This window comes from Microbacterium sp. NPDC089186 (assembly GCF_040685115.1).
Classification (GTDB): Bacteria; Actinomycetota; Actinomycetes; order Actinomycetales; family Microbacteriaceae; genus Microbacterium; species Microbacterium galbum.
Window position 1 is genome coordinate 1 of sequence record NZ_JBFBHJ010000004.1, and the last position, 25741, is coordinate 25741.

Genomic DNA, 25741 nt, shown 5'->3' on the forward strand with positions numbered 1-25741 from the left:
TAAATTGGCATTTGACAAGTGCACGCTGTTGAGTTCTCAAGGAACGGACGCACCCACAGAAACAGTCACCTAGACCTAACCGTGAGGCAGTTCACCACCTTCACTGACCCCGAACTCCGGAACCACAGTGGGACCTCACGAAGAGATCAACCTCGGGTGCCGGCTCGCTGGCCAGAACCAAAACCCTACACCATCCGGTGGAGGATTTGGGATGTTCACCGCTTGAGAGGACGCGGGGCCTTTCGGCCGCTCCGCTCTCCCCTGTGGGGCGAACAAGTAATAAGTTACGCCCGAACGACCACGCCGTCGAATCGACACCCCGCCCCGGGCGTGTCGTTGCCGCTTTTTCCCTTTTTCATCAGGAAAAACCCTGAGATACGCCGGGACTTCGGTTCGGACGGGATCGAGGGTATCCCGCGATCACGCAGCGAGGTGCAGGACGGCCGGCGCGCCCGCGGCGGCATCCATCGAACCGCCGGTGAACTCGATGCCGCCGAAGAACATCGCGCCGATGACGAGAGCGAAGACGAACAGGATCGCGAGGAAGAGCACGGCGACGCCGGCGAGGGTGATCAAGAGCGGAAGTCGAGAAGCCATGACCCCATCCTGCCGTCGGCGGGACCATCGGGCCCGGGGCTTGCGGACGGCCCGGGAAGGTCCCCGCAACGACCGAAGGCCGGCACCCCAGAGGGGTACCGGCCTTCGATGCGGGACGGATCAGCGACCGGAGAGCTTCTCGCGAAGCGCCGCCAGCGACTCGTCGTCGGCGAGAGTGCCCTGGGCGGGCGACTCCGACGAGAAGGACCCACCGAACGAACCGGAGTCCGTCGGGTTGGCCGCCTCGGCCTCGATGGCCTTCGCGACAGCGGCCTTGTGGGCCTCCCAGCGACCCTGGGCAGCGGCGTACTCCTGCTCCCACTGCTCGCGCTGAGCGTCGAAGCCCTCGAGCCAGGCACCCGACTCGGGGTCGAAGCCCTCGGGGTACTTGTACTCGCCGCGCTCGTCGTACTCGGTGGCCATGCCGTACAGCGCGGGGTCGAACTCGGTGCCGTTGGGGTCGACCGACTCGTTGGCCTGCTTGAGCGACAGCGAGATGCGGCGACGCTCGAGGTCGATGTCGATGATCTTGACGAAGACCTCTTCGCCGACCGACACGACCTGCTCGGCGAGCTCGACGTGCTTGCCCGACAGCTCGGAGATGTGCACGAGGCCCTCGATGCCGTCGGCCACGCGGACGAACGCACCGAACGGAACGAGCTTGGTGACCTTGCCCGGCGCGATCTGACCGATCGCGTGGGTACGGGCGAACACCTGCCACGGGTCTTCCTGCGTCGCCTTGAGCGAGAGCGACACGCGCTCACGGTCGAGGTCGACCTCGAGGATCTCGACGGTGACCTCCTGGCCCACCTCGACGACCTCGGAGGCGTGCTCGATGTGCTTCCAGGAGAGCTCGGAGACGTGGACGAGACCGTCGACGCCGCCGAGGTCGACGAACGCACCGAAGTTGACGATCGACGAGACCGTGCCCTTGCGGACCTGGCCCTTGTGCAGGTTGTTGAGGAACGTGGTGCGCGACTCGGACTGCGTCTGCTCGAGCAGGGCGCGGCGCGAGAGCACGACGTTGTTGCGGTTCTTGTCGAGCTCGAGGATCTTGGCCTCGATCTCCTGGCCGAGGTACGGCGTCAGGTCGCGGACGCGACGCAGCTCGATGAGCGACGCCGGGAGGAAGCCGCGGAGGCCGATGTCGACGATGAGACCACCCTTGACGACCTCGATCACGGAACCGGTGACGACACCGTCGTTCTCCTTGATCTTCTCGACGTCGCCCCACGCGCGCTCGTACTGCGCGCGCTTCTTGGACAGGATGAGGCGGCCTTCCTTGTCCTCCTTCTGGAGGACGAGGGCCTCGACGTGGTCGCCGACGTTGACGACCTCGTTGGGGTCGACGTCGTGCTTGATCGAGAGCTCGCGGGAGGGGATGACGCCTTCGGTCTTGTATCCGACGTCGAGGAGGACCTCGTCGCGGTCGATCTTGACCACGGTGCCCTCGATGAGGTCGCCGTCGTTGAAGAACTTGAGCGTCTTCTCGACAGCGGCCAGGAAGTCTTCGGCCGAGCCGATGTCGTTGATCGCGACCTGCTTGGTAGCGGGAGCGGTCGTTGCGGTAGTCATGTAGTGGGTTGTCCTAGTTGGGTGGGTGTCGGGCTCCGACTCCTGCGCCCGTCGGTCCGGCGGACCGGGGCCGTCGGCATCCGCACGCCCGAGGGCGAACGCATGCCACGAGTCGAAGCGAAGCGGATTTGTTCGTGCGATGTCACGGGCCCGCCCGACGAATCGGGTGAAGCCCCACGAGTGACACTCCAGTCTAGCGCACGCTCCCGCCACCGCGGAGACGGCCTCGGCGCCGCACGTATTCGACGTCGCCCATCCAGGCTTCCGGAGCGCCGCGTGACGACCCGGCGGAGGGGAAGCACATCGGCGATTCGCCTCGGATCGGCGCTTTTCGCGGGGGCATCGGAGGGTTTGCGCCCAGGTGCCGTCCAGATTGGCGTGCCAGGCTCCCGGTTTCGTGCCCGCCGAACGCGGGTCGGACGGTGACACCCGCACCGCCCTCCCTCACGTGAAACCGGTTCTATGCGCTCTGATTCGACGTCCCTCACCAATCGTCGCTCCCGTCGCCAAGCCGCCCGCCGCTCCCGCCGTCGTCCTGTGACGACCGCGGGCGCTCTGGTGCTCGGCGTCGTCGCGGCCGCGGCCCTCACCGGCACGGTGCCCGCCGCCACGGCCTCTCCGGCTGATCTGTCGACCGCGACCTTCTCGCTCGCGTCGACCACCACCCCCACCGCTCTCTCCGCCGCCCGAGGACCGGAAGCCCAGGAGGCACGCGCCGCGACCACCGCCGCGACCGCCTCGATGCAGGCCGTCACGTCGGTGCAGAACGACATCGCCGCGTCGGGCCTGGACATCGGCCAGCCCGCCGACGTCGACACCGCTGCGCTCGAGAAGGCGACCGAGCGTCTCGAGGCGGCATCCGCTCTTCCCGACACCTTCCTTCCGAACCTCTCCGACGACGTGACAGCGGCGACCACCGCCGTCGACCAGCGCGTCGCCGAGCTGCGCGGCGGCCTCGACGCCGCCGTGGCGAAGAAGGCCGAAGAGGAGGCCGCCGAGAAGGCCCGCCAGGAGGCCGAGGCGGCTGCTGCGGCGAAGGCCGCCGCAGAGAAGGCCGCGGCCGAGGAGGCCGCCTCGAACAGCGGCAGCGGCTCCGGCGGCTCCGGCAGTGGGAGCAGCGGCGGCGGCTCGTCGTGGACTCCCCCGGCGTCCGGCGGCGGCTCGGGCGACAACAGCCCGGGCGGTGCTCAGGCGACCGCGCGCGGCATGCTCGCCGGCTACGGCTGGGGTGACGACCAGTTCTCGTGCCTCGTCTCGCTGTGGAACAAGGAGTCGGGCTGGAACTACCAGGCCTACAACTCCGGCAGCGGCGCCTTCGGCATCCCCCAGGCTCTGCCCGGAAGCAAGATGTCGTCCGCCGGTGCCGACTGGGCCTCCAACGCGGGTACGCAGATCGCGTGGGGTCTCGGCTACATCTCGGGTCGCTACGGCAGCCCGTGCGGCGCCTGGGGCCACTCGCAGTCGGTCGGCTGGTACTGAGCTGAGCGGTGACCGGCTCGCGAACCGGTCACCGCCATTGCCACATCGAGCGCGTCGCGCCGGAGAACCCTCCGGCGCGGCGCGCTTCGCTCATCAGCGCGAGGTTCTCGGGGCCGGAGAACTCGTGCAGCACCGCCGGTCCGACGTGCACCTGCCAGGCACCGTGGAACCGCACGGCGTCGTCGCGACGGCGGCCGATGGCATCCGGGACCGAGAGGAACTGGCGCGCTCGGCCCCGGCCCGCGTGCTCCAGGACCCGGCGCACCCACCACGACCCTCCCCCGCGGTCGATCTCCAGAACGAAACGGGGCGAGCGGACGGGTCCGCACAGCTGCTCGACGGCGTGGGCGAAGGTGCGCTGATCATCGAGCCCGGCCTGCGGCATCCGGACCTCGACGCGGATCCCGTCGCCGCCTGCACCCGTGACCTCGACCGTCGGTGAGGTGGGGCGGGCGGCGACCCTGCCGCTCTCGGACAGCGCGGTCCACACCACCCTCGCGATGCGCATGAGGGTGGCCGGGGCGTCGCGGCTCTGCCGTCGCGTGCGACGCCAGGCACGGCCGAACGAGACGGACAGGAGCACCCCCGTCACGGCCGCGACCGCGGCGAGTGGAGCACCCACCGCCGTCGGCAGGAAGAACGCCAGGACGACGAGGGCGGCCGGCAGCGCCACGGAGCCTCCGAGCCAGCAGCCCAGCACGCGAGTGGCGTCGACAGAGGTCGAGAAGGCCGGAGCGCGATGCGGGCGTTCGACGACCACAGCGGCCTCCTCCGTGTCCGCGTAGGGGGTGCCGACGCGCCACGCGGCGCGGGTGTCGGCGCGCGGAGGGACGCCGGCGAGGGCATCGACGGCACGCACGGACGAGCCGGGGTCCTTCGCGAGGACGGCGTCGAGAGCCGCGCGACGATCGCGATCGAGCGCCGCACCGAGACCGCGCACGACGGAGCCGGGACGATCGGCGTCGAGACCCCAGAGACGGGCGTGCTTGCGACGGAGGCGGGCGGCATCCGGTTGCGCGGAAAGAGAGGACGTGGGCGGCAGGATCGCGGTCACGGTCCAGTTGTGGGCCACCTTCTCCGGCCACTGCGGGTCGAGGCGCAAGGTGCGTCCGCGCAGCTGCTGCGTCGCAGACGCCGTCGCCACCGCGGTGAGGTCGACGAGCGTGTTGACCGCGGGGCAGTCCCAGCCTTCGCCGAAGAGTCCGCGCGTTCCCACCACCACCTCGATCTCTCCCGCGGCGAGCAGGCGCGACGCCGCGCCGGTGACCCCGGTTCCCGTCGTCCCGCGCACCTCGACGGCGGACGGGTCGTCGGCGCAGGGGATGGTCTCGAGCTCGGCGCCGAGCTCGCGGGTGAGGGCGGGAAGGATGACGGGCGCGTGGCGGGTGGAGACGCGCACGGTCGAGGACGTGATGAGGACCGCCCGCAACGCGGCGGTGCCGGCATCCGTCGAGAGGACGGAGAAGGTGCGCACCGCTCCGGCGGACCCGAGCAGGCCGCCGTGCACGTTCCCGTGCGTGACGAAGTCGGTCACGACGAGGGCGCGCAGACGGTCGCCGAGCTGCGCACGCTCGACGGCGAGGATGTCGCAGGCGCCGCGATCCTTGGCGAGAGACGAGGCCAGCACGGTGTCGATGGGGTCGCGGGTGCGCCGCACGCCGCGGTCGGTGAGGGCGTAACCGAAATCGGCGAGAAGGCGGCGCAGACGTCTCCAGTCGGCCTGACGATCGGGGTCGGGAAGCACCCGATCGAGGGCGTAGCGGCCGAGCAGACGCACGGTCTCGTCGGTGGTGGGTGCCCGACGGGCCACCGCGGGGAGCCTCGCCACCAGGGGATCGTCGGGGGCGATCTCCGAGAACATCGCCGCGGCGGCTTCGGCTCGCGCGAAGTCCGCCGAGAACGCCTCGGCCAGGCCCCGGTCGATCCGAGCGAGGTCGGCGCCCACGGACGTCGAGGTGTGGACATCACGCGGTGCCGACGGCGGAGCGAGCGGATCGGCGATGGGGGCGGTGGCAGCGGCGGGCGGCTGCAGCGCGTCGCGGAGGTATTCGCGTCCCGCTCCGACCGCGAACGTCGTGCGCAGCGCCTCGTCGAGGGCCGCGGCGTGCGCGGAGAGGAAGGCGAGTTCCTCGTCGGTCGGCTCGACCGCGTGCACCAGCTCGCGATAGGGAGCGAGATCGCCCTCGCGCACGACCGCGGGCACGGGCACCTCGAGGTCGACCTCTCCGAGGAGGGACACGTAGTTGTCGTACTCGTTCGCGTCGTCGGGGGACGGCAGCGTCGCCGTCAGGCCCACCACGAGCGGCTCCCGGCCCTCCGCGCGGATCCGGGCGACGAGAGCCGCCACGACGAGAGCCCAGTGGTCGAGGAGGTGGTGGCACTCGTCGAGCACGATCGTCTCGACACCGGCCTCGACGAGGCGGTCCATGAGGTCACGGGCGCGCGGGTGCAGCGCCGACGTGAGGGCGGCGGCATCCTGCCGGGCGAGCGTGCGCCGCACGGACCGTGACCGGGAGCGGATGCCACGCCGGTACGCCGCGGGATTCTTCTCGTTCAGGGCGTCGAGCCAGTCGTGCGCCTGATCGGGCGTGCGCTCGTCGCCGACGAGTTCGTCGGCCCACCGGGCGCGGGCGAGGGCGGTGAACGGCTGGGCGGTGTCGAGCACGCTCACCGCCTGATACGTCAGGGCAGTGAGGTCGGCGGGCCGGAACGGGTCGTCGGAGACGGTCGCCTCGTCGTGGGCGAGTCCCCGGGCGGCCGCGACCCACTGGGCGCGGATGGCCGTGGTGGGCGCGAACACCACCGCGGGGCGACCGCGACGTGCGGCGAGAAGGAGCCCCAGAAGCGTCTTCCCGGCTCCGGGAGGGGCGACCAGATGGACGGGCCCGCCGGAATCCACGTCCACACGGTCGAGGGCGTCCGCCTGGTAGGCGCGCAGCGTACCGTCGAAGCGCCACGCCGACAGAGGACGGCGCGGTTCGGTCGACACCGCGCCAGTCTAGGGAGGCGTCCGGCGCTCACCGGCGGACCGACACCCCGGAAAGGACGACGCGTGGATCTTCGCTGGCTGGACGCGCCCGCCGAGGAGGTCGCCGCCGCGCTCGCGGTCGCGGGCGACCGCCCTCGTCCGTCGTGGGTGCCGACGCGCCGTCAGGTGCTGCTGCATGTCAACAACGCCCTCGTGCTGTGGTTCGCCTCGATCGCGCTCGTCAGCATCGGCGTGCAGGTGGACGGCGTGCAGGACGGCCGGGTCACCGGGAACGACGTCGTCGCCTTCGTCGTGGTGCTCGGCGTGCTCGCGGTATGGCTCGTCGGGACGTTCTTGCTCTGGCGCTGGGCGCAGCGGCCGGTCGCGACGCGCACGCGACTGCGCCATGCGCGGCGGGACCTCACCGCCCTCGCGAACGGCTTCTTTCCCCGCCCGAGCGCGGCCGCCACGTTCTCGTCGCTCGTCACGGACCACAGCGTGGGTGTGCGCGAACATCCGCGTTTCGCCAGCGGCGACACCGAGTTCGGGACCGTGCGCGCCCGCGCGTCCCGTGCCCGGGCCTGGCAGTACGTGAGTGTGCGCCTCGCCTCGGCCGTGCCCCACCTCGTCCTCGATTCCCGGACGAACGGGCGCGGCGGTGAGCTGCCGGCATCCATCGACCGCGGCCAGCGTCTGCGACTCGAGGGGGACTTCGACCGCTCGTTCCACACCTACGCCCCGTCGGGGTACGGACCCGATGCGCTCTATGTGCTGACGCCGGACGTGATGGCGGCACTGGTGGACCACTCCCCCGGGTTCGATGTCGAGATGCGCGACGACCGCCTCGTCTTCTTCCGCGGGGCCGACGCCGACTACACGACCGCCGCGGACTGGGAACGGGTGGATGCCGTGCTCCGCCACGTCGTCCCGCGGATCGCCGCGCACGCCGAAAGCTACGTCGACGAGCGCGTGAGCGGCCAGGGGGCCGTGGAGCGCGTCGCCCGCACGCGGGATGCCGACGCATGGCGCCCGCCGCATCCGCTCATCGCCGCGGACGGTCGGAGACTGCAGGCCCGGACCCCGCAGACGGGACTCGGCCCCGTCGTGGCGCGGATCGCCTGGTTCGTCTTCCGCGGCGCGCTCTACCTGGTTCCGCTGGTCTTCGCCTTCGCCGGATTCATGTCGATCGTCGACGGTCGATGACCGCCCGGCTCACAGGCCGTTGCGACGGGCGATGACGCCGGCGAGCAGCGCGTGCGAGAGCGGGGCGATCGAGGCGATCATCAGGAGCGTGCCGAACACGGCCTGCTCGGCCTGCAACAGGATGCCGCCGATCAGCAGGCCGGTGAACAGCACGGCCGACACCACCCGGCGCACCATGCGTTCGAGCTCGCGCACACGACGTTCGATGCGGGGCGTCTGCACCGACACCGACCCGTCCTCGAAACGCTCGATGAGGTTGTCGACACGGCGCGGGAGACGCGCGGTGACTCCGGCGACCGCTCCCATCTCGCGCACGAACGCCTGCACGGTGTTCCCGCTCTCCTCGCGGATCAGGCGCTGGGCGTAGGGCTCGACGGCGTCCCAGATGTTGAAGGCGGGGTCGAGGGCGCTGCACATGCCGCTAGTGAGCGACATGGCGCGCACGATCAGCAGGAAATTCTCGGGGAGCTGGAAGGGCAGCGCGCGCACGACATCGCCGAACTCAAGCGCGAAAGCGCGGAACTCCCGGGGGTCGACCTCCTGCAGTTCGGCGAAGCCCATGCCGCCGAACCGCGAGAACAGCTGCGTCATCGCGCGCTCGAGCTGCACGGTGTCGGCGGACGGCAGCAGCACGCCGACGTCGCGGATGCCGTCGACCAGCCCCTTGCCGTCGCGCGAGGCCGCGGCGATGAGCACGCGACGAAGGCCGCGGCGCAGACCCGGGGGCACCTCCCCCATCATCCCGAAATCGATGAAGGTGAAGCGCCAGGCCGGTGTGCCGGCGGCGGTCGTACCCCCGGTCGGGGTGACGAACACGTTGCCCGGGTGGGGGTCGGCGTGGAAGAAACCGTCGTCGAAGAGCTGGTCGAACATGACGGCGGCGAAGCGGGCGGCGACCTCGACGGGGTCGATCCCCGCGGCGCGGAGCGCATCGACGTCGTTGATCTTGATGGCGGTGACGTCCTGCAGGGTGAGGACGCGCCGCGTCGTGCGCTCCCACACGACCTCCGGCACCGCCACCCCCTCTTCGCCACCGAAATCCGCGGCGAAGCGCTCGGAGTTGGCCGCCTCGTGCAGGTAGTCGATCTCCTCGAGGCTCGTCACCGCGAACTCCTCGACGAGCGAGGGCATGTCGACGCGGTCCCGCACGAGGGAGACTTTGCTGAGCCACACGCCGACCTTGCGCAGGGCACGCAGGTCGACGTCGACGATGCGGTCGATCCCGGGCCGCTGGATCTTCAGGACCACGGCTCGCAGGCCGGTCTCGTCCGCGAGGGAGTCGGTCAGGACAGCACGATGGGCCTGACCGAGCGACGCCGCCGCGAGGGGACGCTCGTCGACCGAGGTGAAGGCGCGCTCCAGCGGCATCCCGAGTTCTGCTTCGGCGCGAGCGCGCATCTGCGCGAACGGGACCGCGGGCACCTCGTCTTGCAGCCCCTCGAGCTCCTTCGTGATCTCGGGGGGCAGGACGTCGAGGCGCGACGACATGAACTGGCCGACCTTGATCATGAGGCCGCCGAGGTCGACCGCGAGCACGTGGAAGCGCTGCGCGATGCGCTGGAGCCGACGGGTGCGGCCCCGGGCGGAGATCCACCCGAGGCCGAACCGCGGCAGGAACAGCTCGTACCACCACGCCTGGACGAGATAGCGCGCAGCGAACCGCGTGATGCGGCGGTAGCGGGCCTTCATGAGGGCGTCGTCGGTCATCGATCCTCCTGGATGCCGACGTGCGCCCCGCACGCGTCGAGCTCGGGCAAGCCTCAGCCCTGGGCGAGGATGGAGTAGAGCTTACGACGGGCCTCGTCGAGGATCTCGACCGCTTGCGCGACCTGCTCCTTGTCGCCCGTGCGCGCGACCTGCGCCGCTGCCTGGGCGAGCTCGACGCCCGCCTTGGGCAGCGCCGTCATGCGACCGCTGTCGCGCGAGGTCGCGGACTCCCAGGGCGCGGTGCGCTCGGTCGTCTCGTCTCCCGCGGCCGCGCGGCCCTCGGGCGTGAGCGAGTAGGTCTTGCGCCCGTTCGACTCCTCGGACTGCACGAGGCCCTCGTCGGTGAGCAGCTGCAGGGTGGGGTACACCGAGCCGGGGCTCGGCTTCCACGATCCGCCGCTGCGGTCCTCGATCTCGCGGATGATCTGGTAGCCGTGCATCGGCTGCTCGAGCAGCAACGACAGCACCGCGGAGCGCACGTCGCCCTTGTTCATGCGCGGCGACGAGCTGGTCTTCTGCTCGAACTGCGTCCGCAGCTGCTCGAGACCCTCGAGGATGTTGGACATCGGCCACCCGGGGGTGTTGTTGCCGCCGCGTCCGCCGAACGCGTCTCCCAGGAATGAACCACTCATGACGACCTCCTTCGCGCGGACCCGATCTGAGTCAGCGATACATAACGATATATCGCTGAGTGGCCTCGCGGGCGGTCGTGCGGGGAATTCTCAGTACCAGTTCACGGCCTGCGAGTGGCTCCACGCGCTGCAGGGAGTGCCGTAGCCGCGCGAGATGTAATCGAGCCCCCACGCGATCTGCGTCGCCGCATTGGTCTGCCAATCGGCGCCGAAGCTCGCCATCTTGCTCCCCGGCAGGGCCTGCGGGATACCGGTGGCCCCACCGTCATTGTTGTAGGCCTGGTAGTTCCAGCCCGACTCCTTGGTCCACAACGACGCCAGGCACGAGAACTGGTCGCTCCCCCACCCGTACTTCTCCGCGGCGAGCTGCGCGGCGTACGCCTTGGCGCCGTCCGGCGTGTTCACGCGGGCGAGGGCCTCGGCGGCCTCCAGCTGCCGCTGCGCCTCCGCGGCGGCAGCGGCTTCGGCCTGGCGCTGCGCCTCGGCAGCCGCGTCGGCGGCGGCCTTCTCGGCCTTGGCCTGGTCGAGGCTCGTGCGCACCTCGGCGACTCGCGCGGTGACACGGTCGGCCTCGGTCTGGGCGTTCTGACTGAGCGCGGGCACGAGGAGCACGGGGAGGAGGTCGCGGGAACCGAGGCGGTCGACGGCGTCGCTGAGCGCTGCGGTGTCGACGGTGGCGTCACCGATCGACAGGGGAAGACCGGTTGCGGCGACGTCGGCCTGCACGGCGTCGGCGTCGGTCAGGGCCGCCTGCGCGTCGCCGAGAGCCGTGTCGGCGCCGACGGTCACGGCATCCAGCGTCGGGGCCGACGAGACCGGCAGAGCGGAACCGGGCGACGCGAAGGATGCGGCCGAAGCATCCGGCAGCGACACGGGAGCGGCGACCGCGAGTCCGGTCGTGGCGACGAGGCCGAGAGCCAGACCGGCGCAGGTGGCGGCGGTGACGAGGGTGCGACGGGCGCGGTTGACGTGGACGAGCTTCAAATCGGAACGCAGCAAAGAAGGAACTTTCGTCGGGGGCACGCTCGTCGGGATCGAGCGCGGGCTCGTGTCGTCGGGTCGACACAAGTCCCCGAGTGTGGGGGCCGGTTCTGAGCGTTATCTCTTCGTTACCTGAATGGACCGTGGGAGCGCGGGTTCTCCCGATGCGCCGACGGTGCCCGCGGACGCAGCGCGATGAACCCCGGTGGAGCGGAGGCGCGCCGGTGCCCGCTTCCTGCCTCTGATCAGGTGTATCTCTGAAAGCCTCCAGCCGCCGAGCGCGAAGAGGCGCGACGCCGCCGATGGGCCTGCATCAATCCGCCAGCGGGCCGCCGGAAAAGTCGCGAAAAACTTCCCGAACGGCCCGCTGTAGCGGAGCGAACCGCTGCCGTCGGCCGGGCGCGGGCCCGCACGGCCGCGCCGGGCGCGCGTCAGCTGCGGTGGACGCGGTAGTAGTCGAGCAGCGAGCGCGTCGATGCGTCCTGTGCGGCGAGGGCGTCGTCGTCGCCCTCGATCGCCGGTGCGATCTGCAGGGCGAGCTGCTTGCCGAGCTCGACGCCCCACTGGTCGAACGAATTGATGCCCCAGATCGTGCCCTGCGTGAAGACGATGTGCTCGTACAGCGCGATCAGCTGCCCCAGCACGGAGGGCGTCAGGGCGGGGGCGAAGATCGAGGTCGTGGGCCGGTTGCCCGGGAAGGTGCGTGCGGCCACGAGCGCACCGGTGGTGCCCTCGGCCTCGACCTCCTCGGCCGTCTTGCCGAAGGCCAAGGCCTTGGTCTGGGCCAGGAAGTTCGCGAGGAACAGCCCGTGCACGTCGCGTCCGTCGTCGGCGAGGGGGTACGCCGGGTTGACGAAGGCGATGAAGTCGGCGGGGATCAGACGCGTTCCCTGGTGGATCAACTGATAGAACGCGTGCTGACCGTTGGTACCCGGCTCACCCCAGAACACCTCGCCGGTGTCGGTGGTGACCGGCGAGCCGTCCCAGCGCACGGACTTGCCGTTCGACTCCATCGTGAGCTGCTGCAGGTACGCCGCGAAGCGGTGGAGCTGCTGCGCGTAGGGAAGCACGGCGTGCGACTGCGCGCCGAGGAAGTTGGTGTACCAGACGTTGAGCAGGCCCATGAGGACCGGCACGTTCTCGGCGAGGGGCGTGGATGCCACGTGCTCGTCGACGAGGTGGAACCCCGCGAGGAGCTCGCGGAAGGTGTCGGGGCCGAGGGCGATCGCGAGCGACAGACCGATGGCCGAATCGACGGAGTAGCGTCCGCCCACCCAGTCCCAGAATCCGAAGGCGTTGGCGGGGTCGATGCCGAAGGCGGCGACTTTGTCGAGAGCGGTGGACACCGCGACGAAGTGGTGCGCCACGGCGTCGGTGCGGGCGGTATCCGTGTCGTCGATCGCGCCGGCCGCCGCGAGCGTCTCCCAGAGCCAGTCGCGCGCCAGGCGCGCGTTGGTGAGCGTCTCGAGGGTGGTGAACGTCTTGCTCGCCACGATGAACAGCGTCGTCTCGGGGTCGAGGTCGGCGGTCTTCTGGGCGATGTCGGTGGGGTCGATGTTGGACACGAATCGGGCGTGGATGCCGGCGTCGGCGTACGGAAGCAGGGCCTCGTAGACCATGACCGGGCCGAGGTCGCTGCCACCGATGCCGATGTTGACCACGTGCGTGACCTTCTTGCCGGTGACGCCGCGCCACTGGCCCGAGCGGACGCGGTCGGCGAAGGCACCGAGGCGGTCGAGCACCTCGTGCACGTCGTGGTCGACCTGCTGGCCGTCGACGACCAGGGCGGGCTCGGCCCCTGCAGGGCGGCGGAGGGCCGTGTGCAGCACGGCGCGGTCTTCGCTGGTGTTGAGGTGCGCCCCGCGCAGCATGTCGGCGAAGCGCTCGCGCACGCCGGTCTCGTCGGCCAGCGACAGCAGGGCGTCGAGCACCTCGGCGGTGACGAGGTTCTTCGACAGGTCGACGTGCAGATCACCCATCGTGCGCGACAGGGTACGGGCCCGGTCGTCGTCGGCGGCGAACCAGCCGCGCAGGTCGGGCTGGAACTCGTCGCGCAGGGCGGAGAGGCGGGACCAGGAGGCGGTGGTGGTGGGGTCGATAGGCGCAGTCACGGATCCCACGCTAGCGACCCGCGCGGCCCCGCACAGCGAGGATGACGAATGCAGGGGAAGGCGCTACGACGCGGCGGGGTGGGGAGGAGGGGTGAGGCTCGCGGTCGGCAGCGCGATCTCGCGCCCGGCATCCCAGGTCTCGGTCCATCCGAGACGGTCGAACAGCCCGTCCAGCAGCATCGCGGTGAACCCCCACACGATCTGCGGGCCCCCCGCGGTGTCGACGGCGAATGCGGGGCCGCGCCATTCCCGCCCGTCACGACGGATCACCGTCGAGCCCCGCCGCGCCGGGTCGAGGAGATCGGCGACGGGAGCACGGAAGACAGCCGCGGATTCCGCCCGATCGACCGCGTGCACGGGAGTCGGCCGCGCCCACCAGGCGAGCACCGGGGTCACCTCGTGCTGGGAGAACGCCAGAGGGACGGGCGCAAGCGTGCCCAGCACCTGCACGCCCGCCGGGTCGAGTCCGGTCTCCTCGCGCGCTTCGCGCAGCGCCGCGCTCACGGCATCCTCGTCGTCCGGGTCGACGCGGCCTCCGGGGAAGGCGACCTGGCCCGGGTGGGCGCGAAGGGTGCTCGCACGGGCGAGGAGGAGCACATCCAGGTCGCTCGGCACGTGAGCGGCCCGACGTCTGCTCGGGATGCCGTCGAGCACCCCGAACAGGATGAGCACGGCGGCGGCCCGGGCCTCCCCCTCGACCGGCGACGCGCGCAGAGCCGGGGAGATGTCGCCGAGGCCACGCGCGAGGAGGTCTTCGAGCTGGGCGCGGGGCGAGGGCATGCGTCGAGGCTACCGAGCGCGACTCCCCCTCAGCCGTTACAGGCCCAGCCGTCTCCGTCGCGGTCGAGGTCGTACACATCCGGCCCGACCACGCGAGCGACCCCGTCGAAATACGACGGGCCGTTGCCCTTCCCGCCCGCGCAGTCGACGTCGGAGTCGATCGGCACACAGGCGTCCGCATAGCTCGGGTGGCATCCGTCGGACCCGGGCAGCTCGGCGGCGGGCGGGGGCGGGTCGTAGGTGCCGACGACGGAGACCTCGGTGACCGCCTCCCGGGTCACGGACTCCCGCAGGAGGGAGCGGGAGGTCTCGACTCCGTCCACCGTCGTCACCCGGAAGACCGACACCTTCTCGCCATCCGCACCGGCGACGTCGATGCGCGATTGCCCACGCGGCAGACCGTTGTCCTCGACCGACGTCCGGCCGAAAGGGATCGCGGATGCCACCGCCACCTCGGAGACGCGCGTCACCGGAGTCGGTGTCGGCTTCGGGGTCGGAGTCGGCTTCGGAGTCGGAGTCGGCTTCGCAGTCGCTCGGGGGGTTGCGGAGGCCTGCGCCGGAGGGACGGAGGACGTCGGCTCTGCGATCGGTGCCGAGGACGAGCGCGGTTCATCGACCGGCTGAAGAAGCGGGGCGGGTTCCGCGACAGTGACCGTCATCGGGGCGGACGTCAGGGCGACGACTGCCAGACCTCCCGTCCCCGCGACGACGAAGGCCGCCACGACGATGGCGGCGACCGCCGCTCCTGTCGAGCCGAAGCGCAGCCACGTCCGAGACCGGGTAGCGATCGCGACCACCCCGGTCACGACGACCGCCAGGGCCGCGACTCCCAGGAGCGGCCACAGCGCGAGGAGGACGGGGAAGGCCAGAACGACGACCAGGACCCAGACCCAGGTCGGGACGCGGCGCTTCCTCGGCGCGGCGGCGAGGGGCGACGTCTGCTGCCGCCCTCCCTCGCCGACCTGGTCCGTCCAGACGACGCCATCCCACCAGCGCCATCGCCGCTGGTCGGTAGGGTCCGGATACCAGCCGGGCTGCGGTTCGCTCATCGTCTCTCCCCCGCCGGCCCGCGCATCGTCGCGCGACCGGTCCGGGCTCAGTAGAGCAGAGCGGGGGGCCGCGGTCCAGTGTCCATCGCGTCCGCGCCCGTCGAGCCTGTCGGCGGCGTCAACGGGACGGTCGGCACGCCGCCGTTCGCACTCGTGTCCGGGTCCTCGAGGGTCGCATCCACGGGGACGACGATCCACCGAGGGTGCGCCGAGGTCCCCCCGCGGATACGGCGCATCCCGTGGGCGGGCGCTTCGGGCGCGGGAGTCGGCGCGGCGCCGTCGGAGGCGACACCGACCTCCCCCGGCGAGGTGTTCGTCGGAGGGCGTACCGTCGCCTGCTCCTCGATCTTCCTCCTCGTCGACGCCGTGGCATTCATCCCTTCGACCGACGGCGCCGCGAGCGCCTCGGCGACGATGCGGCGGGGGTCGTACCGACGCGGATCCAGGGCGCGCCACTGCGGGGCGTCGACGGGGACGCCGATCTCCTCGGCCGCGCGCACCCGGGCGGCATCCACCGTTCGACGCAGGTCCCTCACCAGGGCCGCCGCGCGGCCGACGACGACGGGGAGGCGCTGCGGGCCCAGGACGACCGCGGCGATGAGGCCCACGAGCAGGAGCTTCTCGAACGTCAGACCGAACACGTCGGTTCCTCGTCCCTCGTGGAGGCCGTCCCGCGGGCGAGCCTCCGGTCGTGCAGGGCGGCGATGAGCAGCGCGGTCGCGTACAGCGCGGACATCGGGACGGCGACGAGGAACATCGACAGCACGTCGGCGGATGGCGTGGCCATCGCGCTGAACAGCACGATCGCGACCAGGGCGTACCGCCAGCTGCGGACCAGGGTGACGGCGGACAGGAGGCCGGCGAGGTTCAGCACCACCAGCACGACGGGCAGCACGAAGGCGACGCCGGTGGCGACCATGATCTTCAGGACGAAGTCGACGTAGGCGCCGGCGTCGAGGATCGTGGAGTCCTCGCTCGCGGCGAACCCCGTGAGCACCGACACCATGTGCGGGAACAGCAGCACCCCCGTGGCGCACCCGGCCGCGAACAGCGGCACCGCGGCTCCGACCGATCCGAGCACGTAGCGCCGCTCGCGACGGGTGAGCCCCGGCAGCACGAACGCGAACACCTGGTACAGCCAGACGGGGCTGGCGAGCACGACGCCCGTCACCAGCGCGGACCGCAGGCGCAGGTCGAACGCCCCCGTGACGCTGTCGAAGTTGAGGCTCGCGTCACGCTCGGCGGCGATCTGCGCGATCGGGGCACGGAGCAGCTCCATCAGGGGGTCGTAGAGGAACCAGCCGACGAGGGCCCCGATCGCGACGGCGAGCGCCGCCCGCATCGCGCGGCGGGTGGCCTCGTCGAGGTGGGCGACGACGGGCATGGGGGCCGACCGCGGCGCCTCGGGTCGAGGCGCCGCAGCGGTGGGGGCGGCGACGGTGGTCATGTCGTGCTCGGCGGGGAGCTGACGGGCACGGCCGTGGTCAGCGGAATACGGTCGTCGGTCCGGTCGGCCGGGACGGCACCGGTGTCGGCCCCGGAGTCGCCGACCTCGGTCTTGAGGATGCGCACGGACTGCCCGAGGCTGCGGGCGAGGGCCGGCAGCTTCGCAGCGCCGAAGATGAGCACGATGACGGCGAGCACGATGAGGGCGTGCCAGCCGGTGAGGTTCTGCAGCATGGGAGGGTCCTTCCGGGTCAGCGGCCGCCGGGCATGGCGCCCGCGGTCGGGGTGGTGGTGGTGTCGACGCGGACGCCGAGCGAGACGGTCCAGCCGGTCGCGTTGTCGCCCGAGGTCGTGGCGAGCTCGAGCACTCCCCCGTCGTCGCCGAAGACGTTGTCGCTGTCGAGCGAGACGCGGGAGAGGTTGGACGCCGAGGACGGGTACGTGGCGGTGTCGGCGTACACCGTCTCGCAGGTGGCCTGCGGCAGGGCGACCTGCGAGGTGGCGATGGCGTTGGATGAATCGGTGATGGCATCCACGTTCGGATACACCTCGAAGTGGATGTGGGGCCAGCGACCGTCGTAGCAGCCGGGGAAGATCGAGGTGAAAGAGACGACGCCGTCGTCACCGACCACCTGCACCCCACGGAGATAGGTCTCGTTCTCGATGCCGGAGGAGTACATCGAGTAGTTCCCCTCGGTGTCGCAGTGCCAGACGTACACGGCGGCTCCGGCGAAGGGCACATCGCCGCCCGCGGTGTCGAAGATCGTGAGGTTCAGCGTCATGGGGACGCCGGTGGCCGTGGCTCCGCCGTCGAGGCTGGAGCGCAGATCGCTGCGCACGATCCCGGACTGCTCGAGCACATCGACGCCGTTCGAGCCGTCGCCGGGGTAGGGCCCGGCGGTCTCGTCGGGGATCTCTCCCGCGGGCAGAGCCGCAGCGGTCGTCGTCGCGGATGCGGAGGGCGTGGGGGTCGCCGAGGGGGTCGTGGTCGCCGTCGGCGTCGCCGTGGGCGTCGCGGTCGTCGCCGTGGACCCGGTCGCCGCCGGCGTGCACGCGGCGAGGGTCGCCGCCCCCGCGCCCAGCACGACCAACCCCAGGATGCCGCGCCGGGAGACGAGCGTGCGGATGTCGAACGGCGCTCCCTGGTCGACGACGGGCTCGTCGGCCCGGTCGAGCAACCGCCCCTCGTAGGTCGGGCCCTCGGGGGTCAACTGGGTCTCGGGGATCCTGCTCACGGTCGCCTCCCGGCTCTCGGTGGGTGTGTCGTCGGATCGAGGATGCGCGGGGCACCCTGCGCGGGCCCTGCGCATTCCTATGAGCCTGCTTTGCGTCGATCGACGCCTTCGATCCACCGGCCCGCCGCTCGCGACGGCGTGTCAGGATGAAGGTCGGGAGGACCGTGATGACGCCGCAGCTGCACGCCGTGACCCTCGTCGTGAACATGCCGATCACCAAGATCGACGCCCTCGACGCCATCGCCTTCGCGGCGGACGGGAACGTCGAGGATGCCGGTACCGCACGGCCGCGCGTGTGGCTCGCCCCGCACGCGTGGGCCGAGGTCGAGATCCCCAAGTTCGCCGACCCGCCGCCGTTCGCGATCGACGTCTACTCCGACACCTCGGGCGCGATCGCGTGGGCGCAGGCTCGCCGACTGCACGCGGCGCTCGAGCGCTTCGGATGGACCGTGCACCCGCCCGTGGCCGGGGCGCGGTGACCACGGCTGCTCCCGCGCCGCGCGCGCGGCTGCTCTACGTCGAGGACGACGCCGAGATCGCGGCCATGACGCTCGAGGTGCTGCGCGAGGTCTACGACGTCACCCACGAGGGCGACGGGCTCGCCGGCCGCGAGCGCGCGCTGCGCGACCGTTTCGACGTCGTCGTGCTCGACCGGCGCGTTCCCGGCTGCGACGGGGCCGAGATCGTGCGCTCCCTGCGCGCCGCGCACATCACGACGCCGGTGCTCATGCTGACGGCCCTGGGCGCGGTGTCCGACCGGGTGGACGGCCTGGATGCCGGCGCGAACGACTACCTGCTCAAGCCCTTCGACTTCGACGAACTGCTTGCGCGGCTCCGCGCACTCCTTCGCGCCTTCCGGGCGGAGGGACGTCGGCGCGAGGTGTCCGACTGGACCTACCTCCCCGACACCGGCGTCGCCTACGGCCCGAGCGGGGCGCGCGTGGCCCTGACGGCGACCGAGAACGCCGTCCTCGATGTGCTCAGCCGCAGCCCCGATCACGTCTTCTCGCGCGAGGAGATCGCGGGCGCCGTGTTCAGTTCGCCCGATGCGGTGACCACCGTCGACACCTACGTCCATTACGTGCGCCGCAAGACCGCCACGGAGGTCATCGAGACGGTGCGCGGACGCGGCTACCGCGCGGGGGCCGCTCGGTGAGCGCCGAGGACGACCGTCGGGTCGTCCGACGTGCCGCCCTGCGCGTCGGGGCGCTCGTGGCGGGGGCCTCCGCCGCCGCGATCGCGGGGGGCGTCGGCATCCTGGTCTGGGTGCTCGTGTCGGGCGCGCGCGAGGAGGGGGGTGGTCACCGCCCGGGGTTCGGGCCCCCCGGCGGCGACCGCTTCGTCGTCGATCTCGACGACGTGCTGCCGTGGGTCATCGGGCTCGGACTGGTGGGGGTCGTGGTGCTCGGGCTCGTGGGCTGGGCCGCCGCGCGCTGGTCGGTGGGTCCGCTCGACGACGCGCTCCGCCGCCAGCGCGCCTTCGTGTCGGACGCGAGTCACGAGTTGCGCACCCCGCTCACGGCGTTGACCAGTCGTATCCAGATCGTCCAGCGGCGCCTGCAGCGCGCCGAACCCGCCGACGAGCCGGTCGCGCAGCTGCGTCGTGACGCGCAGGTGCTCGACGACGTGCTCACCGACATGCTGCTCACCGCCGAAGGGGCGGCCCAGACCGGCACCTCCTCGACCGCGGGCAGCGTGCGCGCGGCCGTCGCCGGCCTCGACGCGCTCGCCGACGACGCGGGGGTGAATGTGCGCACCGGCGCCCTCGCCGATGTCGTCGTCGCCGTCCCCGCGGTCACGGTGGTGCGCATGTGCACCGCGCTGCTCGACAACGCCGTCGGTCACACGCCCGCCGCCGGGACGGTGACGGTCACGGCCCGCGACGAGGGGGACGACGTCGTGATCCGGGTGGCCGACGAGGGGCACGGGATCGCGGATGCCGACCTCCCCCGCATCTTCGAACGCTTCGCGCGCGGCGCCGAGTCGGGCCGGCGTCGCGGCTTCGGTCTCGGGCTCTCGCTGGTGCGCGAGGCCGCGACGCGCGCCGGCGGACGGATCGAGGTGGAAAGCACGTCACCGGCGGGCACGGTGTTCGCGCTGCGTCTGCCGCGCGCCCGCTGAGAAGCGCGGTCAGCCCGCCACGGCGGAGCGGAACGCCGTCACCTCGACGCCGCCCGCGAAGCGTCTGACGTCACCGTGCTCCCACACCACCCCGGATGCCACGGGTGCCGCCGGCATCCATGCGAAGTCGTCGACGCCGGCGATCGCCGCGACCGTCGCCCACGCGTCGGCGGTGGCGAGGTCGTCCGCCAGCACCGTCGCGCTGACCGGGCCCGCGCGGCGCTCGCCGGTGCGCGGATCGACGAGGTGGGCTCCGCGCTCGGCGGTGCCCGAGGTCGCGACGGCCCCGTCGACGATCTCGACCGTCGCGAGCAGGACGCCCGCGTGCACGGGGTGGGCGATTCCGACCGTCCACGCGTGCTCGCTCCCCGGGGCCGTGCGCAGACGCATGTCTCCCCCGACGTTGAGGCCGACCGCTTCGACGACCCCGTCCGCGAGCAGTTCGTCGAACGCCGCGGCCGCGGCATCCACCGACCACCCCTTCACATACCCGGTCGGATCGAACCAGCCCTGCCAGTGCGCGTCGAAGCGACCGCCCGACGCGAGGCGCAGATCGCGGCATCGCTCCGCGACCTCGGCGACCCGCGCATCGAGCTCGCCGAGTTCGAGGCCCTCGTCGCGCAGGCGCGAGACGTCGGAGTCCACGCGGTAGGTCGAGAACACGCGCTCGTCGTCGCGCAGGCGGGCGAGGGCCGCGGCGAACGCCGTCTCGGCGGCGACGGTGCGGGTGCCCTTGACCGTCAGCGAGGCGACGGTCCCCATCACGGGCTCGGTCACCGTGAACGCCGGAGCCGTCACGATCGGGCCTGGTCGAGGGCGGACTGCAGCGAGGTGCGGTACCCGGTGCTCGTATACGTGGCACCGGAGACCATGTCGACCTGCGCGCTCTGCGCCTGGATCGTCTCCTGCATCAAGGTGGGCAGCGCGCGCGAGTTGATCTGCTGGTCGCGTCCGTTCGACGAGGGGTACTCGGGCACCTGCACGTCGGTGATCGAGCCGCCCGACACCGTGATCTGCACCTGCACCGGTCCGTACCGGGTGTTCGCGGACGAGCCGGTGTACGTGCCGTCGCGGAGTCCGCGGGAGGTGGTCTGGCCGGCCGCGCCGGACGACGAGGACCCGGATGCCGAGGAGCTCGACGACGACGCGGACGGGGTCGGGGCGGGGGCGGCCGCCGTCGTTCCCGTGGACACGGGAGCGACGTCCGACAGCGCGCCGGCGGAATCCGGGGCGACCGAGGTGCGGTAGCTGAAGAGCAGCACGAGGCCCGTCACCGTGGCCATGACGGCGTAGACGATTCGTTTCATCGGGTCCTCCTCAGACGGTGAAGGCTTCGAGATGGATCTGAGCCGACGGGACGCCGGCACGGCGGAGGTCTGTGCGCACGGCGTCCATCCAGGGACGGGGGCCGCAGAGATAGACGTCGGTGTCGGCGGGACGAGGAGCCACATACCGCACGAGATCGGCACCCGCCCACGCAGCGTGCGACTGCGGGAGCCACGGCGAGGCGGTGGCCGCGCGCGGGCCGGGCAGCGCCGCGTGCCGCAGGCCCCGCTCCCGCTCGAGGCGCTGGATCGCGTCGACGCGGAGCGCGTCGCCCGCGGTGTGGTCGCGCACGAGCAGCGTCGCCTCGCCGGGGGCCCAGCGGGCCTCCTGGAGCAGGGCGACGAGCGGGGCGACGCCGGCCCCGGCGCCGATCATCAGCAGCTCGCGCCCGCGCCGCTCGTCGGTCGTGAGCGTGCCGTAGGGCCCCTCGATCAGCACGCGCGTGCCGGGATGCAGGGCGGCGAGCCGGTGCGTGCCGTCGCCCACCAGACGGGCGGAGATCACGAGCTCGCGGCCGTCGGGGGCCGCGGCGAGTGAGAAGGGGTGCCCGCGCGTCCAGCCGGATCCGTCGAGGAAGCGCCAGACGAAGAACTGCCCGCCCCGGGCGTTCAACGCCCCGAGCCGGCGGCCCGTCAGGCGCACCGACACCCCGCGGTCGCCGTCGCGTTCGACGGCGCTCACCCGGATGCCGTGACGGAGCGACCGGGTCAACGGCATCCCGAGCCGGAACACGATCACCGCGGCGGCCGTGAGAGCCCACATCGTCCACCAGTACACGGTCGCGGCGGGGTTGGCGGTGAAGTCGGCGCCCGTCCACAGCATGTGCGGGATCGCGAGGCCGACCCCGAGATAGCCGTAGAGGTGCAGCAGATGCCACGACTCGTACCGCAGACGACGGCGGGCCCTGCGCACCGAGGTGACCACAACGAGCAGCAGCAGGCCGGTGCCCGCGGTCGCCAGCAGCATGCCCGGGTAGTCCCACACGAACTCCCACGCCTGCACCAGCGGGTTGAGCCCCGCCGAGACCGCATACCCGAGGATCTGCAGGGCGATGTGCGCGATGAAAAGAGCGAACGACCAGAAGCCGACGATCCGGTGCATGCGGGTGATCCCGTCACGACCGAAGCCGCGCTCGAACAGCGGCACGCGCGCCATGAGCAGCACCTGGTAGAAGAGGAGGTCGGCGGATGCCAGGCCCGCTGCCCGGCCGAGGGCGTTGAGGGTGTCGCCTCCCCCCGCGAGCAGCGCCTGGACCTCGCCGCCGGAGACCCACACCGCCACCACGATCAGGCTCGTCGCCCACACGACCGTGACGGCTGCGAGGTTCCAGGCGGCCCGGTTGCTCGTGCGCGGCCGCACCGCGCGGCGCGCGGGCACGGCTGCGGGCGGGGCGGTGAGGACGGGTGCTGCGGTCATGCGCTCAGCGTGCCCGCGCGCTCCCCAGACGGCTCCAAGAAGGCGGGCGGGTGGGCGGATGCATAGGGATTACGTAGGTTCAGCGTCGGTACCCGGCGCCAGGGCGCGGCGGGCTCTGTCGTGAGAGGAGCGCGCGGGAGGCTCCCAGCCGAGGCGCGACGGGGACGGCCGGGCGGAGAAGCAGCGCCGAGGAGAGCAGGATCAGCGGTCGTTCCAGATCAGCGGCGCCTGTCGGAGCCAGGTGTCGTCTTCGAGGGAGTCGAGGAGGAAGCGGGCGACGTCGGCGCGGCTGATGCTGAACCCCGGCTTCTCCGTGCCCACGAGCGCGGCGCGCGCGGCTCCGCGGGAGGGCGCGTCGGAGAGGGCGACCGAGCGGGCCATCACCCATTCCACGTCGGACGCGCGGATGACCGCATCGACGCCGTGATGATCGGTGTACCCGTGGCGGATTCCGGAGGTCTTGATGAGCCCCTTCATCAGGGGGTTCAACGCGGGCCAGGAGTCGCCGGCGCCCTGCGTGGAGGCGACGGCGATCCGGCGGATGCCGTTCTCCGTCATGACCGTGAGGGTGTCGCGGGTCGCGTCGGTCATGAACGCGGGCGGGCTGACGGGTGTGGCCCAGGGGTTGTCGCTGGCGCGCGAGTTGTTCAACGCGCTGACCACCGCGTCGACGCCTTCCGCGGCGCGGCGGATGTCGTCGATGCGAGCGGGGGTTCCGGCGACGAGCTCGACGCCATCGGGTGCCACGAGGGCGTCGGGGTTGCGAACGAGCGCGCGAACGCGATGACCGCGTTCGACTGCCTGGGACAGGACATGGACGCCGGTGCGTCCGCTGCCGCCGAGAACGAGGAGGGTGGTCATGGGCGTTCCGTTTCCGTCGGCGGCGTCGGTTCTGAAGGGGCGGAGGCGATGGTCTGGGCGAGCGCCTGCGCGTAGCCATTCACGGACTGGGCCCCGGACGCGGCCAGTCGACGGTCGAAGACCGTGAACGGCACACCCTGCACGCCCAGACGCCGGCCCTCCTCGTTGTCTTCCCGGACCGCATCGGCGTACTCGTCTCCGGCGAGCACCTCGCGGACCCGGTCTGCGGAGAGGCCCACCTCGGCGCCGGCAGCCGAGAGAGAATCCGCGGCGAACGGGTTGAGGTCGCCCGCGAAGAACCGGTCCTGCACGAGCGAGAAGAACTCGAGACCGACGCCCTGGTCCTGCGCGAACTGGAAGACGCGGTGGAAGTCGGAGGTGTTCGCGTTCAATCGGTCGACCGAGAACGGCAGTCCCTCGCTCTGTGCGAGAGCCTGGATGCGCCGCTCCGCCTGGACGACGATCTGCGCGTCGCCGCCGTGCGAGCGGATGAAAGCGCTCTCGATCGTCTCAGGGGTCGTCGGGGCACCCGGGTTCAGCTCGAAGGAGCGCAGACGCAGCTCGAATCGGTCTCCGTCGGCGCGCCCGGCGATCGCCTCCTGGAGCCGGTGCTTGCCGACGTAGCACCAGGGGCACCCCAGGTCGCTCCAGACCTCGATCACGACGGGTCGGGACGTCTCAGACGGGTTGTCATCAGTCATGTCGCTTACCTCACTTGTAGTGCGTAGCAACATCATCCGACTGTGGAAGATCGTTCACAAAAGGCACTTCCGCGTGCCCGACGAAGGCGCAGGTGCGCGTGCGAAACCGGCGTGGCCCCGCCGCCGCCTCAGCCGACGGAGGCTGACGTCTCGGCGCGAGAGCCGGCTCGGCCCACACCGATCCGCTCGCGCAGGGCTCTGTTCGCCGCCACCGTCGCGTGGTTCTCCACCGCCCACTGCGAGAGTTGCAGGACGGCTTGCTGCAGAGACCTGCCCAGAGGGGTCACCCGATACTCGACCCTCGGCGGGACTTCCGCGTACGCCCGTCGCTCCACGAGCCCGTCGCGCTCGAGCGCCTTCAGGGTGACCGTCAGCATGCGCTGCGAGACGCCCGGGATGCTCGCCATCAGGTCGGAGTAGCGCAGCGTCCGTTCACCGAGAGTGCTGAGCACCAGGACGGTCCACTTGTCGCCGATGCGATCCAGTACTTCCCTGATGAAGGCGCTGTCCTCGGGCCACATGGCGCAGGGACCCACCGCTTTCCTCTCCGTGGCCATCTCCCGCCTCCTCGACCGACTCACCGTAGCAAGCGGGTGCCCACGCAGGCTTCCGCTTCCCGATCACCCCGGCACTCTGGCCCGGGTTCTCGCGTCAGCCGGCGAGGTCCGCGAGCGCCGCGCTGCGCTCCCACAGCTGCTTCGCGACGGCGGGGTCGTCGGCGAGCTTGTTGGTCTTCGCGGGCTTGTTGTTCGCGTAGAAGCCGCCCGGCTCCCAATCGACGCCGGGCTTGCCGAGTGCGAGCCAGGTCAATCGCGCCCCGCCCACCGACGTCGAGGTCATCAGGCGCTGCGCCAACGGGCCGCCGTACAGGAACTTCCACGGGCCATTGCTGGAGGCCCCGAAGTTCGACGCGATCACCCCGGGGTGGAAGGCCACCGCCGACAGGCCCTGGTCGCCGAACCGGCGGTTCAGCTCCTTGGTGAACAGGACGTTCGCGAGCTTGGCATTGCCGTAGGCGTTCGTGGAGGAGTAGCGGCGAGCGCCCTGCAGGTCGTCGATGTCGAAGCGCGGGAAGAGCTTCGCCGCGGCGCTGGAGGTCTGGATCACCGAGGCGTCGGAGTCGATGAGGCGCTCGAGCAGCAGGTTCGTCAGCAGGAACGGCGCGAGGTGGTTCACCTGGAACGTCGTCTCGTATCCGTCCGTGGTGAGCGTGCGCTCGCCGAACACGCCCCCGGCGTTGTTGGCGAGCACGTCGATGCGCGGGTACCGCTCGAGGAGGGATGCCGCGAGCTCGCGCACCTGGGCCAGATCGCTGAAGTCGGCGACGAACGAGTCCACGCCGAGCGTCCGCGCGACGCGCGCGGTCTTGTCGGGATTGCGCCCCACCACCACGACCTCCTCGCCGAGCTGCGCGAGCTGCTTCGCGGAGGCGGCGCCGATGCCGTCGCTCGCGCCGGTGATGACGATGGTGCGGGTCATGGGTGCCTCCTGGGTCGTGATGCAGCCACGCTAACGGCGGCCTCGACGTCGACGGCGGGGCTTGCCCCCGGCAT

At 71.5% G+C, this 25741-nt stretch carries 25 protein-coding genes; 5 read left to right on the plus strand and 20 right to left on the minus strand.

Translation table 11 applies throughout. From position 1 onward, the window contains the following. Positions 1 to 420 precede the first annotated feature (420 nt). Together AB0N82_RS13775 and rpsA are read right to left on the minus strand one after the other, a co-directional pair. Complete coding sequence (locus AB0N82_RS13775; RefSeq protein WP_315992893.1) at positions 421 to 597, minus strand: hypothetical protein; 177 nt, start codon at positions 595 to 597, stop codon at positions 421 to 423. Between the two features lie 120 nt (positions 598 to 717). Continuing rightward, positions 718 to 2172, minus strand: coding sequence for a 30S ribosomal protein S1 (gene rpsA / locus AB0N82_RS13780; protein ID WP_315992894.1), 1455 nt, complete (start codon positions 2170 to 2172; stop codon positions 718 to 720). A gap of 537 nt (positions 2173 to 2709) precedes the next feature. On the opposite strand from rpsA, the gene AB0N82_RS13785 reads away from it, so the two are divergent. Next, a complete protein-coding gene (locus tag AB0N82_RS13785; RefSeq protein ID WP_315992895.1) occupies positions 2710 to 3651 on the plus strand; it encodes a lytic transglycosylase domain-containing protein in 942 nt (313 codons plus the stop codon). Positions 3652 to 3679: 28 nt separating this feature from the next. Here AB0N82_RS13785 and AB0N82_RS13790 read toward each other — a convergent pair whose 3' ends face one another. Next, a complete protein-coding gene (locus AB0N82_RS13790) occupies positions 3680 to 6640 on the minus strand; it encodes a hypothetical protein (protein WP_363392305.1) in 2961 nt (986 codons plus the stop codon). Between the two features lie 63 nt (positions 6641 to 6703). Here AB0N82_RS13790 and AB0N82_RS13795 point away from each other — a divergent pair, with 63 nt between their 5' ends. Beyond that, positions 6704 to 7822: a hypothetical protein gene (locus AB0N82_RS13795; RefSeq protein WP_363392307.1), complete on the plus strand. Its 1119-nt coding sequence runs from the start codon at positions 6704 to 6706 to the stop codon at positions 7820 to 7822. Between the two features lie 9 nt (positions 7823 to 7831). On the opposite strand, the gene AB0N82_RS13800 is transcribed toward AB0N82_RS13795, so the two are convergent. The 10 genes from AB0N82_RS13800 to AB0N82_RS13845 all read right to left on the minus strand — a co-directional run bounded on the left by AB0N82_RS13800 (position 7832) and on the right by AB0N82_RS13845 (position 17763). Then, positions 7832 to 9529 carry an AarF/UbiB family protein gene (locus AB0N82_RS13800; protein WP_363392309.1) on the minus strand — a complete coding sequence of 566 codons (1698 nt, stop codon included), beginning with the start codon at positions 9527 to 9529 and terminating at the stop codon, positions 7832 to 7834. A 53-nt stretch (positions 9530 to 9582) separates the two neighbouring features. Continuing rightward, positions 9583 to 10161: a PadR family transcriptional regulator gene (locus tag AB0N82_RS13805; RefSeq protein WP_315992899.1), complete on the minus strand. Its 579-nt coding sequence runs from the start codon at positions 10159 to 10161 to the stop codon at positions 9583 to 9585. A gap of 90 nt (positions 10162 to 10251) precedes the next feature. After that, positions 10252 to 11160 (minus strand): phospholipase, encoded by a 909-nt coding sequence (locus AB0N82_RS13810; protein WP_363392311.1) that lies wholly within the window; start codon positions 11158 to 11160, stop codon positions 10252 to 10254. 413 nt (positions 11161 to 11573) lie between these two features. Beyond that, positions 11574 to 13253 carry a glucose-6-phosphate isomerase gene (pgi, locus tag AB0N82_RS13815; protein WP_363392313.1) on the minus strand — a complete coding sequence of 560 codons (1680 nt, stop codon included), beginning with the start codon at positions 13251 to 13253 and terminating at the stop codon, positions 11574 to 11576. Positions 13254 to 13316: 63 nt separating this feature from the next. Next, complete coding sequence (locus tag AB0N82_RS13820) at positions 13317 to 14033, minus strand: CoA pyrophosphatase (RefSeq protein WP_363392315.1); 717 nt, start codon at positions 14031 to 14033, stop codon at positions 13317 to 13319. Positions 14034 to 14062: 29 nt separating this feature from the next. Continuing rightward, positions 14063 to 15082 (minus strand): G5 domain-containing protein, encoded by a 1020-nt coding sequence (locus tag AB0N82_RS13825; protein ID WP_363392317.1) that lies wholly within the window; start codon positions 15080 to 15082, stop codon positions 14063 to 14065. A gap of 47 nt (positions 15083 to 15129) precedes the next feature. Next, the gene (locus AB0N82_RS13830) at positions 15130 to 15723 is read right to left on the minus strand and encodes a hypothetical protein (protein ID WP_363392319.1); all 594 of its coding nucleotides are present in this window, start codon (positions 15721 to 15723) and stop codon (positions 15130 to 15132) included. Beyond that, positions 15711 to 16529: a twin-arginine translocase subunit TatC gene (gene tatC, locus AB0N82_RS13835; RefSeq protein ID WP_363392321.1), complete on the minus strand. Its 819-nt coding sequence runs from the start codon at positions 16527 to 16529 to the stop codon at positions 15711 to 15713. The genes AB0N82_RS13830 and tatC overlap by 13 nt, the downstream gene beginning before the upstream one ends. Continuing rightward, positions 16526 to 16762: a twin-arginine translocase TatA/TatE family subunit gene (locus tag AB0N82_RS13840; protein WP_363392323.1), complete on the minus strand. Its 237-nt coding sequence runs from the start codon at positions 16760 to 16762 to the stop codon at positions 16526 to 16528. The genes tatC and AB0N82_RS13840 overlap by 4 nt, the downstream gene beginning before the upstream one ends. A gap of 17 nt (positions 16763 to 16779) precedes the next feature. Then, positions 16780 to 17763 (minus strand): 3,4-dioxygenase subunit beta, encoded by a 984-nt coding sequence (locus AB0N82_RS13845; RefSeq protein ID WP_363392325.1) that lies wholly within the window; start codon positions 17761 to 17763, stop codon positions 16780 to 16782. A 146-nt stretch (positions 17764 to 17909) separates the two neighbouring features. On the opposite strand from AB0N82_RS13845, the gene AB0N82_RS13850 reads away from it, so the two are divergent. From AB0N82_RS13850 to AB0N82_RS13860, 3 genes are read left to right on the plus strand one after another with little or no spacing between them, the layout of a single operon-like run. After that, positions 17910 to 18242, plus strand: coding sequence for a hypothetical protein (locus AB0N82_RS13850; RefSeq protein ID WP_363392327.1), 333 nt, complete (start codon positions 17910 to 17912; stop codon positions 18240 to 18242). Beyond that, positions 18206 to 18919, plus strand: a complete 714-nt coding sequence (locus AB0N82_RS13855) for a response regulator transcription factor (RefSeq protein WP_363392329.1) — start codon at positions 18206 to 18208, stop codon at positions 18917 to 18919. The genes AB0N82_RS13850 and AB0N82_RS13855 overlap by 37 nt, the downstream gene beginning before the upstream one ends. Further along, positions 18916 to 19884, plus strand: coding sequence for a HAMP domain-containing sensor histidine kinase (locus tag AB0N82_RS13860; protein WP_363392331.1), 969 nt, complete (start codon positions 18916 to 18918; stop codon positions 19882 to 19884). The genes AB0N82_RS13855 and AB0N82_RS13860 overlap by 4 nt, the downstream gene beginning before the upstream one ends. 9 nt (positions 19885 to 19893) lie before the next feature. Here the strand turns inward: AB0N82_RS13860 and AB0N82_RS13865 are convergent, their stop codons facing one another. From AB0N82_RS13865 to AB0N82_RS13895, 7 genes are all read right to left on the minus strand, one after another. Beyond that, complete coding sequence (locus AB0N82_RS13865; protein ID WP_363392333.1) at positions 19894 to 20682, minus strand: FAD:protein FMN transferase; 789 nt, start codon at positions 20680 to 20682, stop codon at positions 19894 to 19896. Then, positions 20679 to 21191 carry an FMN-binding protein gene (locus AB0N82_RS13870; protein WP_363392334.1) on the minus strand — a complete coding sequence of 171 codons (513 nt, stop codon included), beginning with the start codon at positions 21189 to 21191 and terminating at the stop codon, positions 20679 to 20681. The genes AB0N82_RS13865 and AB0N82_RS13870 overlap by 4 nt, the downstream gene beginning before the upstream one ends. Before the next feature lie 10 nt (positions 21192 to 21201). Further along, positions 21202 to 22626 carry a ferric reductase-like transmembrane domain-containing protein gene (locus AB0N82_RS13875; protein ID WP_363392336.1) on the minus strand — a complete coding sequence of 475 codons (1425 nt, stop codon included), beginning with the start codon at positions 22624 to 22626 and terminating at the stop codon, positions 21202 to 21204. A 201-nt stretch (positions 22627 to 22827) separates the two neighbouring features. Further along, a complete protein-coding gene (locus AB0N82_RS13880; protein WP_363392338.1) occupies positions 22828 to 23487 on the minus strand; it encodes an NAD(P)H-binding protein in 660 nt (219 codons plus the stop codon). Continuing rightward, positions 23484 to 24188 (minus strand): DsbA family oxidoreductase, encoded by a 705-nt coding sequence (locus tag AB0N82_RS13885; RefSeq protein WP_363392340.1) that lies wholly within the window; start codon positions 24186 to 24188, stop codon positions 23484 to 23486. The genes AB0N82_RS13880 and AB0N82_RS13885 overlap by 4 nt, the downstream gene beginning before the upstream one ends. A gap of 128 nt (positions 24189 to 24316) precedes the next feature. Next, the gene (locus tag AB0N82_RS13890) at positions 24317 to 24745 is read right to left on the minus strand and encodes a helix-turn-helix domain-containing protein (protein ID WP_363392342.1); all 429 of its coding nucleotides are present in this window, start codon (positions 24743 to 24745) and stop codon (positions 24317 to 24319) included. A 94-nt stretch (positions 24746 to 24839) separates the two neighbouring features. Beyond that, positions 24840 to 25667 carry an SDR family NAD(P)-dependent oxidoreductase gene (locus AB0N82_RS13895; RefSeq protein ID WP_315992917.1) on the minus strand — a complete coding sequence of 276 codons (828 nt, stop codon included), beginning with the start codon at positions 25665 to 25667 and terminating at the stop codon, positions 24840 to 24842. Positions 25668 to 25741: the final 74 nt, after the last annotated feature.

Coding starts and splice junctions, on each gene's coding strand:
- AB0N82_RS13840 (WP_363392323.1), bottom strand. CDS start 16,762: ATGCTGCAGAACCTCACCGGCTGGCACGCCCTCATCGTGCTCGCCGTC.
- AB0N82_RS13850 (WP_363392327.1), top strand. CDS start 17,910: ATGAAGGTCGGGAGGACCGTGATGACGCCGCAGCTGCACGCCGTGACC.
- AB0N82_RS13895 (WP_315992917.1), bottom strand. CDS start 25,667: ATGACCCGCACCATCGTCATCACCGGCGCGAGCGACGGCATCGGCGCC.
- AB0N82_RS13855 (WP_363392329.1), top strand. CDS start 18,206: ATGGACCGTGCACCCGCCCGTGGCCGGGGCGCGGTGACCACGGCTGCT.
- AB0N82_RS13825 (WP_363392317.1), bottom strand. CDS start 15,082: ATGAGCGAACCGCAGCCCGGCTGGTATCCGGACCCTACCGACCAGCGG.
- AB0N82_RS13775 (WP_315992893.1), bottom strand. CDS start 597: ATGGCTTCTCGACTTCCGCTCTTGATCACCCTCGCCGGCGTCGCCGTG.
- AB0N82_RS13875 (WP_363392336.1), bottom strand. CDS start 22,626: ATGACCGCAGCACCCGTCCTCACCGCCCCGCCCGCAGCCGTGCCCGCG.
- AB0N82_RS13890 (WP_363392342.1), bottom strand. CDS start 24,745: ATGGCCACGGAGAGGAAAGCGGTGGGTCCCTGCGCCATGTGGCCCGAG.
- tatC (WP_363392321.1), bottom strand. CDS start 16,529: ATGACCACCGTCGCCGCCCCCACCGCTGCGGCGCCTCGACCCGAGGCG.
- rpsA (WP_315992894.1), bottom strand. CDS start 2,172: ATGACTACCGCAACGACCGCTCCCGCTACCAAGCAGGTCGCGATCAAC.
- AB0N82_RS13820 (WP_363392315.1), bottom strand. CDS start 14,033: ATGCCCTCGCCCCGCGCCCAGCTCGAAGACCTCCTCGCGCGTGGCCTC.
- AB0N82_RS13870 (WP_363392334.1), bottom strand. CDS start 21,191: ATGAAACGAATCGTCTACGCCGTCATGGCCACGGTGACGGGCCTCGTG.
- AB0N82_RS13885 (WP_363392340.1), bottom strand. CDS start 24,188: ATGACTGATGACAACCCGTCTGAGACGTCCCGACCCGTCGTGATCGAG.
- AB0N82_RS13805 (WP_315992899.1), bottom strand. CDS start 10,161: ATGAGTGGTTCATTCCTGGGAGACGCGTTCGGCGGACGCGGCGGCAAC.
- AB0N82_RS13800 (WP_363392309.1), bottom strand. CDS start 9,529: ATGACCGACGACGCCCTCATGAAGGCCCGCTACCGCCGCATCACGCGG.
- AB0N82_RS13880 (WP_363392338.1), bottom strand. CDS start 23,487: ATGACCACCCTCCTCGTTCTCGGCGGCAGCGGACGCACCGGCGTCCAT.